Here is a 15,596-nt window from a genome sequence, read left to right as displayed (position 1 = left end):
CCCCGCGGAGCGGGTACCCACATCGCTGCGCGATGTGCAAGCGAACCACCGCGCTGCGCGCGGTGGTTGCGCTCCCGCTCCGCGGGAGCGTTGGAGGGATGCTGCGCATCCCTCCAACCAGACTGCTGCGCCAGTCTGGTTGCCGCTCCGTTCGCTGCGCTCCCGGAGCGGCGGGACTTCGTCCCGCTATCGGGCTTCCGCTTTGCTCCAGCCCGAGTCGGCGGGTCCGCTGCGCTCCCCCGCCTGGCGGTCCTTCCGGCTCCGCCTCCAGGGCCGTTGCGGCCCGCTAACGCGAGCCGAGCTGGCTGCAGGAGCATGCCTTGCTCGGACCGGCCCTGCAGGTTTGGTGACGAGCTGTCACGAGCCTGCAGGAGCCGGGGGTCAACGTCTCCGGGCCAAGCCAGTACCGACTCCGGCCACACGCAGCGCCAGCGCCATCAGCCCCAGCAGCATGACGTTTGTCGAAGAGAACACATCATTAGTGCTGAGGTCGGCCGCATTGATCAAGAAAGCTACGAAGAACAACACCGCCGCGACTATGCCGAGCATGAACACGCTCCTCTCGTAGGGGTGAAGCCCGTATGCCCCGCCTCCGCCCCCACAGACATGGGCGGGGGCGCAGTTCGTGTTTCGCGTTGTCCGGAGGGTGGCAGGAAGGGGCCAGCGAAGCGGCCAGGAGGAGGGCGCGCACGGCATGCGTACCGGCTGGTCCGGGTCATCCTTGGTTTCGCGCCCCGGTCCGTCCCTCGAAGTCACGTCGCACTCCCGCGCCTTCGTCTTCTACTAGACCCGCCTCGTCAGGAAGGTCCAAAACGGTGCCGCAGTGCTTGCACAGCCTCCCGTCTTCGGCCGGCGTACCGCACGCTTTGCAGAACCGGTTGCCCATCTCGTCTTCAGTCTTCTGTGTCATGACGCTCCAAGGTAGGCAGGCGATGAAAAGAACGGAGTACCCATCTGCTCAGCGCTGATTCGCCAGTGTTGATGCACGATTACGGAGGAGATGCTTCGTTTTTGTAGTGCGATAGACTCTGGAATCAGATGCCTCCAGCTCTGCAGGTATCAGGAGCTCTCCGCGTCTGATCTTCCGTTCTAGATCAGGAATGAGATCCGGGATCTCGGCGCAGAGGCCTCGGTCCACCTTGCGGGGCATGTACGGGCGTTGTGGCGTCATGCGGGGTACAGCCCTTCGTCCAGCTTGCACGAGAAGGCAGACCGGAATGGCGATGAAGAAACTCCGTCCCCACCAGCGGGAAGCAGTGGACGCGGTACTCCAGGCACTCGAATTGCCTGCACGATCTACTGTGCCCGAGCGGGGGCTCCGCACTCAGGTGATCATGGCGACCGGATCGGGGAAGAGCCTCGTCGCTGTCCGCAGTGCGGAGGAACTACACGCGGGTCGGGTGCTCGTCCTCGTGCCCTCGCTGGACCTGCTCGCCCAGACCGAGGCCGCGTGGCGCGAGGGCGGCCGCACCGGGCCGATGATCGGGGTCTCATCCCTACGCGGTGGGGAAGCTTCCTTCCCGAACACTACAGACGTGGGCGAGCTGGTCGAGTGGGTGCGACCGCTCGATAAGGTCACCGTCTTCGCCACGTACGCCTCGCTCGGGCTCGGCACGCTGGAACGCGCGCACGCCGCCGGCCTTCCGGGATGGTCACTGATCGTCGTGGACGAGGCACACCGGGTTTCGGGCCGGATTGGCAGGCCGTGGGCGGTCGTCCACGACAACACCCGCATCCCCGCCCTGCGCCGCCTCTACATGACCGCCACGCCGCGGCTATGGCAGCTGGACGAGGACACCGAGCAGGGCGCGCCGGGCGAGCTGGTGGCCTCGATGGAAGACGACCCGGACGGGCCGTTCGGCAGCAGGTGTTTCACCTTGACGCTGTCGGAGGCGATCGACAGGGGAATCTGCGCGCCGTACCAGGTGGTGTGCGTGGACATCACCGACACCCGACTCCAGGCCGCCCAGCTGCTCGGGGAGGACTCACAGTCCGAGCAGGTCCGCGGGGCCCGGCTCGCTGCCCTGCAGACCGCCCTGGTGAAGGCATCGGCCGAAGAAGGCTTCCGCCGCACGCTGGTCTTCCACCACATGGTCAAGGAAGCCGAGGCGTTCTCGGCCGGTCTCCCGGACATCGCCGCGCAGCTGCGCGACGCGGACCCGGAGCTGTACCCGAAGGCGATCTGGGCCAACTGGCTGTGCGGCGAGCACAAGCCGCTCCACCGGCGCCGTGTCCTGGACGAGTTCTCCAGAGGCATCGCCGCGGACGGCACCGTGGTGGAGAAGACGTTCCTTGGGTCCGTTCGCGTGCTCGGCGAAGGCGTCGATACCTCCCACTGTGACTCCGTGTACTTCGCGGACGTACGCGGCTCCATGCCCGACCTCGTCCAAGCCGTCGGCCGCGCGCTGCGCATGCAACCCGGCGAAGGTAAGACGGCGTCGCTGGTCGTGCCCGTCCTGCTCGGTCCCGGAGAGACGGCCGACAACATGCTCACCAGCCGGGCGTACGGCGGCCTGGCCAAGCTCTTGGAGGCGCTCAGAGCACACGACACTCGCATCGTGGAGCAGCTCGCCGAGCCTCAGGCGCCAAGCCGTTCACGGGGCGTGCAGAGCCGTAATGCAGACCAGGAGGGCGAGGGAGCCGAGAGCGACCGAAGCGATCGACTGTCGGTGCCGGCCAGAGAGCTGCTGAAGTTCTCCACCCCTCGTGACCCCGCGCAGCTCGCCGCCTTCATCAACCTGCGAGTCCTCAACCCCGAACACGCCCACTGGCGACGCGGCATTGAGGCCGCCGTCATCTACGCCCGCGAGCACGGCGACCTCAAGGTGCCCTTCACCTACCGGGTGCCCGGCGGCGACGACCAGGCGGTGGAGGCTGAGGGGTGGCCGGTGTCGCTCGCCGGGTTCCCCCTCGGGCAGTGGATCGCCGACAACCGGCGCTTCTACGCCCGCGGGGACATGGACGAAGACCGCGTCCAGCAGCTGGAGAAGCTCGGCATGATCTGGTCGCACTTCGACGTCGCATGGGAGGAAGGACTCGCAGCGGCACGCGGGTGGGCGGCCGAGGCGGGCCACCTCCTGGCCCCGCTGGACGCCACGTACAAGGGGTACCGGGTAGGGATCTTTCTGAAGAACGCGCGCGCCGCCGCCCGGAAGGCCGCCGACATCGAGCAGCGGCGTGCCGAGGGCCTGCCCGTTCCGTCGTCGACCGGCGCACTGTCGGAGGAACGACGCGAACAACTCGAGGACATCGACCCCTCCTGGTGCCCGGCCTGGCCCGTGGAATGGCAACGCGCCTTCCACCTCACCCGACAGCACCTGGAGGAAGGCGGCATACTGCCCATGGCGCCGGGCGCGGTCGTGCACCAGGGCGAGGACCTCGGGCGGTGGGTGCGCTCAGTCCGGCTCGGCTGGGACAAGCTCACCGGCGTCCAGCAGTGGATGTGTGAGCAGATCCTCGGCATCACCCCCGCGACCGAGGACGAGAAGCCGCGCCCGCGCCGTTCGCAGGCCGACAAGTGGGCGCTGAACCTAGCAGCCGCCCGCCAGTTCTACGAGCGCGAAGGACACCTGAAAGTACCCCGCAAACACATCGAACGGATCGTCGTCGCCGAGAGGGACCGCCAGGACCAGGAGGAGCGGGAGTTGAAGCTGGGGGCATGGATCAGCAACCAACGCTCGCGGGCCGCGACACTGACACCGGAACGCATCGATCAGCTCTCCCGCATCGGCATGCGCTGGACATAGGGCGGCGTCAGTGGCCGCGATTCCGGTGGTGACTGCGTAACCACGGCGTGGCAGGAGACAATCACGTCATGGATGGGAGCGGAGCCGTACCACAGGGTGCTGATCATGATGCAGTCCAGGATTTCATCGGCGACCCTCACTCGACGGCGCGTAGCAGCTGGGCGGGACCCTTGCGTCCCCTGGAAAGGAATCCCGATGCCCCTCATGCAGCCGCCAGTGGCGCTGGCCAGCTGTGAGCGGTCCCTGCGAGACCTACTCACCGTCGCCCTGCGAGCCAAGTTCGGCACGGACTGGATCAGTCACGTCTTCGATGCTGACGACGTGACCAAACTCCGCAACAAGCAGACGGTCGAACAGAAGCGCCGCACTCGGCGTGGCGTGGTCGCGGTCCCTGCCAACCTGATTGAGTACGCCGAGTTCACCCAGCTGGCTCGGCTGATCAACACCCACTGGGAAGCGCTTAACGGGGCCCTGGGCACCAAGAAGGAGATCACCGTTCTCCTGGATCGGTTTGAGGCCCTGCGCAACACCGTGGCCCACAGCCGTGAGCTGCTCCCCTTCGAGGAGGAGCTATTGAGCGCGATCGCAGGGGAGATCAGGAACCGAGTGACCATACACATCAGCGGTCAGGACCCCGCCGGCGAATACTTCCCGCGTATCGAGCTTGTGCGGGACAGCTTCGGCAACAGCGCCGAGACCGCCGAGGAGATCCAGCCCCAGATGTTCAGCTTGCGCACCAACACAACGCTGAGGCCGGGAGACGTCGTAACGTTCACCTGCCGGGGTGCCGACCCACAAAACCGCGGTCTGCACTGGGCCTTTCAAACCCCGGATGGTGTGCGCCACACCGCTGACGACGGTGCAACCGATGGTGAAGCCGTTGAGTGGACCTGGGAGGTCACCCGGTTCCACATCCACGCGCAGGCGACGTTCGGCGTCATTCTCACCAGCGATGGCGACTACCACCGCTACGGCGTCACCAATTACGACGCTCTCGCAGCATTCGTCTACGAGGTCTTGCCTCCCCTATCGTGATCTCGCCCCGCCGGTGACGGCAACGGGACAAAGCGGTCACTGGTCCGGTTGGGCTGGCCTTCACACCGAATCAGCCCGGATACCGAGCCCGTTACGGTCACGCATGGTGAGGCGCGGCGTACGGCCCAAGCGCCTACCTCGCCGAATGCCCGTCGTGCGCCCGTGCCCACTGGGTCACCCTGCGCAGGCTGTGGCGGTGCCGCGGTTGTCACGCAAGCCTCGGCACCACGCCCCGCTGGTACAGCCCAGCAGAACCGCTGATTCGATATGGCGAAGGCTCGGGTCCTGATCTGCTATGCGACAGAACCTCGTGTACCGCTTTGACCTTAGGCCAGGTGCTGGTGGTCTCGCCTTTGAGCAGCTTCCGGACAGTCTCACGGCTCACGGTCAGGGGGGCGGAACCATGCTGAGCAACAGCTGCCGCAACGCTGGCTGGCGAGGCACGCCCTGCTGCGCGGAAGTAGGTGTGCAGCTCCCCCACGAAGATCCTTCCGCAGCCTCTGAATAGGTCATACCGCAGGAGCGTCGGTGAACCGAGCGGTGGTCAACACGCGCTCAGCCGACCGGCTCAATGAACGCGGCGCCGCGCGCGGCTGCCGTGGGGACGCCGGGGCGCCGTCGACACTGCGGCCGCCGTCGTCCTTCACCCTCGCTGTTCTGCTCACCCGAGGCGGCGGCGCGAAGGCCGCTCCTGGCGACACAATCGCTCTACCCGTCCGCTGGGCCCTCACCGGGCTCGATGACCGCGCCCGCTACAAGCGCACCCAGTTCCGCCCGGCGGCGCGCTTCCGGCAACTGCCGGACGTCATCCGAAGGAGAACTGCCCAGGCGTCCGGCGACGTGGCGGCGGCAAGTACTGTGTTGATCCAGGTGGTTGGCGGAGCGGTTGAGCGCTACGGTCTGTTAGGCAGGCCCACTGACGAGGCGTATGCTCAGGTTTCTTGATCCACCGTCCGGTCGGGCGGTACTCGGGGGCGGTAGGTGTGGCTGTGTCAGGGACGGCGCGTACCTGGGTCGTGGTGACGGCCGTGGTGGCTGGTCTGGCCACGGTGGGACTCGTGCTGGTGGCGGTGCTCAGGGATTTGGACACCGCCGGACAGGCCGCGAGTGTGGCAGGAGCGGTAGTGAGTCTGGCGGCCCTGCTGGTCTCGGTGATCACTCTCTTCTATGGCAGTGGCGGTGCTGGCAGCGGTAGGCGCGTACGCACAGGCCGCGGCGGGGTCTCGGCCGGCGGTGACATCATCGGTTCCGCGCTCGGCGATCGCTCCAAGGTGACCGGACCCCGCACACGACCGGGCGCCAGCTCAGGCCAGCAGGCAGCGAACGACGTGCGGGCAGGGCGGAACGGGGTCGCGGCCGGCGGTCACATCACCGACAGTGCTCTGGGCGAGGACAGCCAGCGGTGATGGGGTTTCCGTGGCGGCACCGAGGTGACGATGCTGCCGCATCCAGCCAAGGGACACAGCCTGACGTACCGCACGCGGAGGTAACCGCACGAAGCGGCGGTGTCGCGGCCGGCGGAAGCATCATCGGTTCGGCCCTGGGAGAGAACAGCAAGGTCACCTACATCGAGCAACAGTACGTGTCGATCAACCGGCGTGAGGTGGAGTGGCCGATGGTCATCGGCACCGTGCCGATGCTGGCGTCGGCGTTTCAGCCCCGCACCGAGCTGCGCAACCAGGTGGACCAGGCTCGTGGCCACGGCGGCGCCGTCATTCTGGCCAGCGACACGGCCAAGCCCGAATCAGGAACCAAGGGTTTGGGCTGGCCACAGGGGTCGGCAGCGCAGGTGATGTCGGGTGGCGGCGGGGTCGGCAAGTCACAGCTGGCGGCGGCCTACGCACGGGAGGCGATCAGGGACGGCACGGACCTGGTGCTTTGGGTCTCGGCGAACGACGTCCAGCAGGTCATCACCGCTTATGCCCAAGCAGCGCTGAGCGTTCAAGCGCCCGGCAGCACCGGCGAGGACCAGGATCGTGATGCCCAAGCCTTCCTAGCCTGGCTGGCCGGCACAGGCCGAAGCTGGTTGGTGGTCCTGGACGACATCACCAACCTGGAAGCCGTAGAACCATGGTGGCCCGACAGTCTGCGGGGCACTGGCTGGACCCTGGCCACGACCCGGCTCAACGATCCCCGTCTCACCGGAGCTCGACGTGCCCAGATCAACGTCGACGTCTACAGCCCCGCGGAGGCCGCTGCCTACCTCACCACCCGCCTGGCCCACGGCGCCACGGCCCACCTGATTGATGACCAGGCAGCCGCGCTCACCGAGGCTTTGGGCTACCTACCGCTGGCGCTCGGCCACACAGCCGCCTACATGATCCGCGAACAGGTCCCCTGCCGCATTTACCTGGAACGGTTCTCCGACCGTGCCGCCCGCCTGGATGAAATTCTGCCCCGCTGGGCGGACACCGAACGCTACGGCCGGCAGATCACCACCACCTTGCTGCTTGCCCTCGATGCCACCGACCAGGATCCCCTCGGGCCCCTGGCCCGCGCCGCCCTGCGCATTGCCGCCGTCCTTGATCCTGCCGGACACCCCGCCCCCCTGTGGGATACTGCAGCCCTGACCGCCTACCTCGCCAGGATCAACCCACCTCCACGCCAAACCCGGCTGTTGCCGGGCACCGTCGCGGAACCACGCCCCCGCTCATCACGGGCGAAGAAGCACGCGCAGCGCTGAGGCTGTTGGCCCGGTACGCCCTAGTCGCTTACGACGGCTCAGCCGACGGACATCGTGCCGTGCGCATCCACGCCCTCACTGCCAGAGCTGTGCGCGAATCCACCTTGGAAGACGAGCACCGAGCAGTCACCATCGCTGCAGCTGATGGTCTTGTCGACGTGTGGCCTGACCTCGACGAGACACAGCGCGAACTTGCCAGCGTCTTGCGCGCCAACACCGAGGCACTCAGTACGCACGCCCGTAAATCCATTTGGGCGTCGGGCTGCCACCCTGTGCTTCAGCGTGCAGGAAAGAGCCTCCTCAAGGCCAACCTGCCGAGAGCCGCTCTGGCCTATTGCGGCGCCATGGTCGCCGACTGCGAGCGGGTCCTGGGCAATGACCACCCCGACACCCTGTCCGCCCGTTCCAATCATGCTGTCTCCTACCAGCTGGCGGGGCGGACCAGCGAGGCCATTGCTCTGCTGGAGCAGGTGATCGCCGGACGGGAGCAGCTATTGGGCCACGACCACCCAGACACCGTGACTGCCCGCGGTCACCTCGCCACTTCCTACTGGCAAGCGGGACGCAACAGCGAGGCCATTGCTCTGCTGGAGCAGGTGGTGGCCGACTGCGAGCGGTTGCTGGGCAATGACCACCCCAACACCATGACCGCCCGCGCCAACCTCGCCGTCTCCTACCAGCTAGCGGGGCGGACCAGTGAAGCCATTGCCCTGCTGAAGCAGGTAGTCGCCGACCGGGAGCGGTTGCTGGGCCACGACCACCCTGAGACCGTGACCGCCCGCGCCAACCTCGCCCCCTCATACGGGCAGGCGGGACGGGCCGACGAGGCCATTGCTCTGCTGGAGCAGGTAGTCGCCGACCGGGAGCGGTTGCTGGGCCACGACCACCCCGAGACCGTGACCGCCCGCGCCAACCTCGCTACTTCCTGCCGGCAGGCGGGCCGGACCGGCGAGGCCATCACGATGGAGGAGCAGGTGGTGGCCGACTGCGAGCGGTTGCTCGGCAACGACCACCCCAATACCCTGGCCGCCCGCGCCAACCTCGCCACCTCCTACTGGCAGGCGGGCCGGAGCAGCGGGGCCATCACGATGGAGGAGCAGGTGGTGGCCGACTGCGAGCGGTTGCTCGGCAACGACCACCCCGACACCCTGATCGCTCGCGCCAACCTCGCCGTCTCCTACCAGGAGGCGGGACGGGCCGACGAGGCCATCACGATGGAGGAACGAGTGGTCGCCGACTGCGAGCGGCTATTGGGCAACGACCACCCCAACACCATGACCGCTCGCGCCAACCTCGCCGTCTCCTACCAGGAGGCGGGACGGGCCGACGACGCCATTGCTCTGCTGGAGCAGGTAGTCGCCGACCGCAAGCGGCTTTTTGGCAACAACCACCCCAGCACGCTTGGTGCTAGCAATGCGCTATCAAGGTGGCAGTCAGCGGTGGATGACCTTGGCCAGTCGGAGGCCTGACTGGCCTCCCGGAGATGCTCTCGCTACAGCTGGATCTCGATGTGTCCCACGTCGGTGAACTCCACGCCCGCCCAAGCCGTGCTTCGTGGACCAGGCCGTCGAGACTGCGTGCACGCTCAGCGTCCCGGTAGCCGAGTCGAGGTAGGTCGGCCTGATGTGGCGAGCGAGCGGGTCAGCGAGGTGGTCCCAGTCAGCGTGTGCCCGAAGATTTACGGTGTCGCGTCATACTGATTCGATGCAGGGGGTATATGGATCTGTCGTTTCCTGACCAGTTCAACGTGCAGGCAGTCCTGGGAGACGGAACGCATCCCGTCCGGTTCGGGACAGATGTGCTGGCCGGTCTTGTCGAGGGGATCGACGGGTTCCGCGAGGATCTGGAGCAACAACGGCGGTCGCGAAGTTTGGGACCCGCGATGCTCGGAGCCTTCTTGTGGGTGGACGACCCTGAGCTGCTGCAGCGCGCCGCCCGCTCCCCACCCGCGAGCCCGGCCCGCTCCCCCGGCGTCAGATCCCGCTGGATCGCCCGGTGCAGCGTCGGAATCGACGGAGGCGGCTCCCCCCTCGCCCCTGGCCGCGCGAGCGATCAGCTCACGATGGACCGCCGCGACGTTGCCCTTCCACAGCCCCAGCAGAGCCCGGACCTCATCAGTAACCGTGAACCGCCCGGGATACGCAGCCCGCTCCCCCGGTGCCCGGGCCGCAGCCTCGTCCCGCTCAGCGGCCGCCAGCCACCGCCACACTGCACGCTCCCGCACCCCCAGCACGTCCGCCGCCGACCTCACCTGCCCAGTCGTAAGCTTCCCCTCCCGCCGCAGGGCCAGCAGACGGCGCACCGCGGGTCCCCGCAACGCCCGAACCGACACAGCCGGCAAAGCCCCACTCGCCTCACCACCCACCCCTTCCGGGGCCGGGCCCTGCACTCCCTGATCCACACCCCCGAGCACACCAACACCCATCGGCCAGCGGATCAGAACTCACGAAACTGAGACAGCGTCACCCCTCATGCAATAACGCCCCCGGACAGCGATACCCCGCGGTTCTCTCACGCCCAGGACAGGGGCCCCACACCCCCTCAACCACCACTGACCAGCAGCAACACCCCCAGGCCCGCTGTCACTCACCCACTGTCCCGAATCCGAGAGATCGCAGACGGCATAAAGCCGCATGGGAGGCTGGCCGCGCGAGGGTCCGCGCCGAACACAGACGGCACGGACCCCCCTCTGCGACGAAACGGGGCGGCGCAGCCGACAACAGGTACCTAGCTGTCCTATTGATCGTGAGACTCTCCTCCATGCCCCGGCGCCGGGCTGAACGGCGCGGCCTGCGCCTGTGGCACGTCTGGATCGTCCTGCCCCTGGCCTTCATCACCGCGATCGCCATCGCCGCCGGCGTGTTCTTCGCCGGGTGGGACCTGCTCGGCGCCCGGGAACTCAGGCCCGAGCGCCGCATCGACTCCAAGACGCTCTTCGACCTGGTCAAGCTCTCCTTCACAGTGGTCGCCGGAGCCGGTGCCCTGGTTGCCCTGGTGGTTGCCTACCGACGCCAGCAAATCGACAGGGATGGTCCTTCCCGGCCGGCCACGCTTGTCATGACGTCTTCGGCGGCGGCTGAGGGCGTGCGGGTTGCCGGAGCCGGTTACGGGCCAGCACCAGGCGGATGATGGCGTAGACGAGGTAAATGCACACATAAGCGCCCGTCGCCGTCCAGGCCGTTTGGTCCATGGCGAAGACACCGCCGACCCCCTTGTCTGCACCGAGCTGGTAGGCAGCCAGCAGCAGGAGAGAGCCTGGGACGAGGCCAGTGAGGGTGCGCAGCACGTAGCGGGCCTGCGGTGGACCCAGGCGCGCGCGGCTGAGGACTTCGAAGACCACATACGCCACGATGACCGGCCACACCCACAGATGGTGAGTGACGAGCATGACCACACTGAATATGAAGAGCGCCCAGCCCAGGATCGCCACGAAGTCAATGTGGGTGGACTGAGTCGTACTGACCGTGGTGCTGCTCCCGTGGAAAGAACCCACGGAATAGGGACCCATCATCGAGCCGTAGTGGTAGTCGTTGGTCACCGAGTTCTCAGTCGAGCGGCTGAAGGGAGAGCCAAGGCCTCCAGACGTGGCGAAGGCGACGAATCCCAGGCCTGCGGTCGACCATGTGGGGGAGCTGAGCAGGACGCCGGTGACCAGGGGGACGAACCAGCCCGCGTGCTGCGACAGGCCGTCCCACGCCTGGGCTGAGCGGCGCACTTCTCGCAGGTGGTCCTGCAGGTGGTCGATCACGGCCAGCAGCGTCTCGCGCTGCTGCTGCGCATGCTGCAGGCGGCTCTCGGCAGCCGCGAGGTAGAGGGCTGCAACCTGGAGGGCCTGCTGCTGCTCGGCGTTGCGCGCTTCCATGTCCTCCAAGAGACACCGGTACTCACGCACTTCGACCAGCAGAGAATCCTTGATGTGCCGGTAGACCTCGATCTCCTCACGTGAGTTCGACATCTGCACACGCACCAGATGAAATTCTTCGTCGATCACTTCGAGCAGACCCACCGCTGTTGCCCGCTCACGCAACGCGGCCCGCCGAAGGGCAAGCAGGTGCTCGCGCCTGTCGGCACTTAAGGGTTTGCCCAGTTGGGAACCCACATTGGCCAGGCAGTCGATGAAACTTCTGGAAGCGATGGTGTTGTCTTTTCCGGACAGGAAACGATTAACCCGTGTGCGCTCCCAGGGAACATCGTCGCGGGCCGCGAACGCCGCCTGGGTGAGCGATAACTCTGCGAAAGCCTTTTTCAGCTCGCTGGTGTAGGCGCTCAGGGCGTCCATCCATCCTCCTGCTGCATGCTCTCCTCTTGCCGCGCACCGAGGCCGCTGCGGAAGCGCATGCTACCGAGCCTCAACCACCCATTCACTTGATCTTGAAAAGTCGCAGATCAACGGGGTGTGCGCCCCTGGCGCACACCCGATCGAGGCCGAGATTCTTGCCCCAACGACCGCGTACAGCACGGGACTTGGGAGAACGCCTTGGCAGGGCAGTGGGACCTGTGGAACTTCGTCATTCACGACATCGGCAGCCAGATCATCTCCGGGCTTCTCATCGCCGCCATAGGGCAGGGACTACGCAAAGCGATGACCATCTGGCGCCGGCGAAGGAACGACCACGGAAGGCATGACGCCCCGCCGGAATGAGAAGACCGACCGCATACCCGACCGTCGCCTCTCACCACGGCGTTCGGTTCATGAACTTCCCACCCTCCACACGATCACTCACACACCGGATTACTGCAGGTGACAGTGCCCCAGTGGGTCATCATGTTGAGGAGATCGAAGCCTTCGACACCATGACCTGACCGCCTCCTGGAATCGTCTTTCGTTGCCGAGATGCCCTTCCGGGAGCAGTGATAGGGGGCAGGCGGGCGGCGGGCGGGAACTGCGTAGATGGGAAGCCGGGACGAAGGCCACCGGCGGTCTTCGTCGCTGGGGCTGGAGGCGAGGGCGGCGTGGAGGATGGCCCGCTCGGAAAACTGCCGGTGGCCTTCTCTCGAACACGAAATCGAGGCGCGCGAAGCTCACTGCGGACACACTCCAGCAGCTGGCCGACCTCGGGCTGGAGTGAGCGGTAGCGTAGCCACCGCTCACTCCAGGGTGGCCAGGCCTGCTCCCGGTTGTCCCACAGCTTCTGGGCGGTCTGCACGGTGGCTTCCAGGTCCTGGGTGGCCAGGTAGCCGGTCTCCCAGACGCCGGCCCCCAGCGCGACACGGAAGGACAGGCGCCGCCACCCGGCCTTGTGGGAGCGGCGCGGCAGGCGGCCCTCCACCTTCGGCAGGACGCGAGTGCCCGAGCGCCAGAAGGTGGCGTCGGTGCGCTTCACGCCGTCCAGATCCCGGCCGGCAAGGACGCGGCCGATGCCGAACACGAGGGATTCGGCGGACTCCTCCACCTGCTTGTCGAACTACGGCTGGTGGGTGAGATCTCTTTAGTGGCTCGCGAGAGCACCGGCCAAGAGGGCTCGGACTGATCAGACAGCTTCTGCAGCTGACCTCCAACTGGCAGGGTGTCAGCCTCTGGGAGCTGGTCCGTTTTTCAGGTGAACTTACCGCTTCTCATGGGGATGGGCGCTGGACATCCTTCTACGCTCTAACCCGGCACGAGCAGTACAAACACGGTGTGCCTGCCCTCTTTGGGCTCGATGACCGTCGGGGGTTCGCATGAGGCCGGGACAGACCGGTTGGTGGGGCTCGTTGCACGCCGTTCGTATCGGCTGGTCATGGGCAGCATGTGGGTGGGGCAAGACTCTGGGGCTGGCATCCGTGCTTGCCGCCGCGATGAGCGCGAGCGCGACGGCGGTGCTGTTCGTTCCAGTCGGCGTCGGAGTGCCGGCTGCGCATGGTCTGGCCGCCCTGTCTCTGCTCGGGCGTGCCAGAACGGTTACCGGAAGGGTGCGTCTTCGCCTCGCACTCTTCGCGGGTTCTGTGGCAGCGGGTGGCCTTCACCACCTCGTGGTCAGTCAGCTCCCTTCCTTTCAAGGGGAGCTCAGTGGTGGCCGCCACTTCGGCCTCCAGCTGCTGGCGGCAACCGCGATCGCCCTGTGTCTGGTGGTGGCGATCGCCGGGTTCGTGGTCGCGGTTGCGGACGGCGGCACGACGCTGATCTGGCTGCGGCGAGTCCTGGACGGATGGGTGATCGCCGGCTCCCTGCTCACACTGGGCTGGGTGCTGCTGCTGCATCGTGCCGACCAAAGCGGCGATGCCTTCGGGTCCTTGCAGGATCTGGCACGCGTGGTGACGGACGTCCTGGTCTTTGGACTTCTGGTGGCACTGCGTTACTCCGTGAAGCGTCCTGAGCGCACAGCGACGACGGTGGGTGTCCTGGCCCTCGTCGCGTTGACCGCAAGCGACATGCTGCGCATCCTCATGCCGGCCCCCGGCATCTGGTACGGCATTCCTTGCGCGGCGGCCTGCTCGATCACTGGCCTGCTCCTCATCGCCGTGGCCCCATGGCTGGCCGGAGGCAGCAGCGTCGTGGACGTCGATCAGCGCATCATGCCCGTTGTCGGGGTCGTGGCCGCTTTCGTGCCCGTGGTCATCTGTGTCCTGGCCTTGACAGCTCACACCATGGCCGGAGGCCGCACCGACATGGTCCTGCTGGTCCTGGCAGGTTTGCTGCCTATCTCGCTCGGTATCCGCCAGGGCATCATCCACGCCGATCACCTGCGTATCACTCGCGAAGTCACCACCCGGGAGGCGCTTTACCGCGCCTTGGTCGACGGCACCCGCGACGTGATCACCATCGTCAGCCTGGACGGCCGCGTGCTCTACGTCAGTCCTGCCGCCCACCACATCTTCGGCTACCGGCCTGAGGACCTGCTGGGTTCCCGTCTGCCCCTGTACTGCCACCCCGACGACCTGACGCCGCTGATGCAAAGTGTCGAGGCACTGCGGCAGGAAGCTGCATCAGGCATCCCCGGTCCGGGCCGCCGCGTGTCCTGCCGGGTCCGCCACGCCGACGGACGTTGGCGCCACGTCGAATCGACGGTCAGCCACCACACCGAGGGAATGATCTTCAGCAGTCGCGATGTGACCGACCGGGTCGCCCAGCAGGAACAGCTCGAGCACCTGGCCTTCCACGACGCGCTCACCGGACTGCCCAACCGGGCCTTGTTCGCCGACCGAGTCGCGCATGCCCTGCGCAAGCGGACCACTCGCACAGCCCCGCCCACAGTGCTCTTCATGGACCTGGACGGCTTCAAGGCTGTCAACGACTCGGCCGGACACGCGGTGGGCGACGCTCTTCTGATCCACGCCGCCCGCCGGATCCAGGCATCCGTACGGGCGGAAGACACCGTAGCCCGCCTCGGCGGTGACGAGTTCGCAGCCCTCCTGGAGGGAGAGGCCGGGACACACCCCGCACGTACCCAAGACGTCGCCGAACGCATCCTGTCTGCCCTGACACAGCCATACCAGATCGCAGGCAGAGAGGCATTCGTCTCGGCCTCCATCGGCATGACGGTAGCCCTCCCGGGCGTCACACCGGACGAACTCCTCCACCAAGCCGATGAAGCCATGTACGAGGCCAAGAGAGCAGGCAAAGGCCGCATCCGCATGCACATCCCCCAGCCCCGCCAACCCCGCAACAGTCCGTCACCCGAGGCCCGCCAGACCGCCATGCCCCTCCATGCGTCAGACGAACCGGCGGCGCACGGCCTGGGGCAGTAACCCCGTGCCGCCGGTACCCGAAACCCCTGATCCGAGCCTGATTGGCCAGCAGAGACCGGACATTGCCACGGGCCGTGAGGCAGAGCTGCGAGGTGCACCGGGAGCCGGTCGGCAAGCGGAGCATGCCGCGATCACGCTCGCGGACCACTCAACGCTCGCTGTGCGGCGCGGGACCAGCCGTGTGCCTGCATGGTCCCGGTCTCTACGTCTGGTGTGCCACGTCGAAGCCCCACATCCAGGGGGGCCTTCATCACCCTCACGACCCGCCGCCCAGCCCGCCCCCGCCGCGAAGCCGAGGCAGCCCCGACCGCCCCTCGCGATAGGCGTCTGAAAGCCCCACCTGCTGCCGTTCGGCTGCCCACCCATCGACGCCCAGCCGAACGTACGGCCACCGCCTGGCCCGGCGGCACGGTGACCGTGCCGCCCTCGACCGGTTTGCCCGTCAGCACTTCGACGGCTCCGGC

At 67.0% G+C, this 15,596-nt stretch carries 11 protein-coding genes; 8 read left to right on the top strand and 3 right to left on the bottom strand.

Annotated features, from left to right (window positions below):
- Positions 1–381: 381 nt before the first annotated feature.
- Positions 382–549 carry a hypothetical protein gene (locus ACIBL4_RS38260; RefSeq protein WP_399416416.1) on the bottom strand — a complete coding sequence of 56 codons (168 nt, stop codon included), beginning with the start codon at positions 547–549 and terminating at the stop codon, positions 382–384.
- A 668-nt stretch (positions 550–1,217) separates the two neighbouring features.
- Here ACIBL4_RS38260 and ACIBL4_RS38255 point away from each other — a divergent pair.
- The 7 genes from ACIBL4_RS38255 (at position 1,218) to ACIBL4_RS38225 (ending at position 10,593) form a co-directional block, all read left to right on the top strand.
- Entirely contained in the window at positions 1,218–3,746 is a 2,529-nt protein-coding gene (locus ACIBL4_RS38255) for a Helicase associated domain protein (RefSeq protein WP_399416414.1), read from the top strand.
- A 195-nt stretch (positions 3,747–3,941) separates the two neighbouring features.
- Positions 3,942–4,781 carry a hypothetical protein gene (locus ACIBL4_RS38250; protein WP_399416413.1) on the top strand — a complete coding sequence of 280 codons (840 nt, stop codon included), beginning with the start codon at positions 3,942–3,944 and terminating at the stop codon, positions 4,779–4,781.
- Positions 4,782–5,309: 528 nt separating this feature from the next.
- On the top strand, positions 5,310–5,726 hold the full coding sequence (locus tag ACIBL4_RS38245) for a hypothetical protein (protein WP_399416412.1): 417 nt from the start codon (positions 5,310–5,312) through the stop codon (positions 5,724–5,726).
- A 44-nt stretch (positions 5,727–5,770) separates the two neighbouring features.
- Entirely contained in the window at positions 5,771–6,187 is a 417-nt protein-coding gene (locus ACIBL4_RS38240; RefSeq protein ID WP_399416410.1) for a hypothetical protein, read from the top strand.
- Positions 6,187–7,464, top strand: coding sequence for an NB-ARC domain-containing protein (locus ACIBL4_RS38235; protein ID WP_399416409.1), 1,278 nt, complete (start codon positions 6,187–6,189; stop codon positions 7,462–7,464). Before ACIBL4_RS38240 ends, ACIBL4_RS38235 begins: the two co-directional genes overlap by 1 nt.
- A 59-nt stretch (positions 7,465–7,523) precedes the next feature.
- A complete protein-coding gene (locus ACIBL4_RS38230) occupies positions 7,524–8,933 on the top strand; it encodes a tetratricopeptide repeat protein (protein ID WP_399416408.1) in 1,410 nt (469 codons plus the stop codon).
- Positions 8,934–10,224: 1,291 nt separating this feature from the next.
- A complete protein-coding gene (locus ACIBL4_RS38225) occupies positions 10,225–10,593 on the top strand; it encodes a hypothetical protein (protein WP_399416407.1) in 369 nt (122 codons plus the stop codon).
- On the opposite strand, the gene ACIBL4_RS38220 is transcribed toward ACIBL4_RS38225, so the two are convergent.
- Together ACIBL4_RS38220 and ACIBL4_RS38215 are read right to left on the bottom strand one after the other, a co-directional pair.
- Positions 10,520–11,743, bottom strand: coding sequence for a hypothetical protein (locus ACIBL4_RS38220; protein WP_399416405.1), 1,224 nt, complete (start codon positions 11,741–11,743; stop codon positions 10,520–10,522). The two genes, ACIBL4_RS38225 and ACIBL4_RS38220, sit on opposite strands and share 74 nt — an antisense overlap.
- 484 nt (positions 11,744–12,227) lie before the next feature.
- A complete protein-coding gene (locus ACIBL4_RS38215; RefSeq protein WP_399416404.1) occupies positions 12,228–12,857 on the bottom strand; it encodes a hypothetical protein in 630 nt (209 codons plus the stop codon).
- 370 nt (positions 12,858–13,227) lie between these two features.
- Between ACIBL4_RS38215 and ACIBL4_RS38210 the strand changes: the two genes are divergently transcribed.
- The gene (locus ACIBL4_RS38210) at positions 13,228–15,132 is read left to right on the top strand and encodes a diguanylate cyclase domain-containing protein (protein ID WP_399416403.1); all 1,905 of its coding nucleotides are present in this window, start codon (positions 13,228–13,230) and stop codon (positions 15,130–15,132) included.
- The last annotated feature ends 464 nt before the right edge of the window (positions 15,133–15,596 follow it).

The sequence above is a fragment of the Streptomyces sp. NPDC050416 genome (assembly GCF_044458845.1).
Taxonomy (GTDB): domain Bacteria; phylum Actinomycetota; class Actinomycetes; order Streptomycetales; family Streptomycetaceae; genus Streptomyces.
This window is presented reverse-complemented; position numbering and strand designations above follow the sequence as displayed.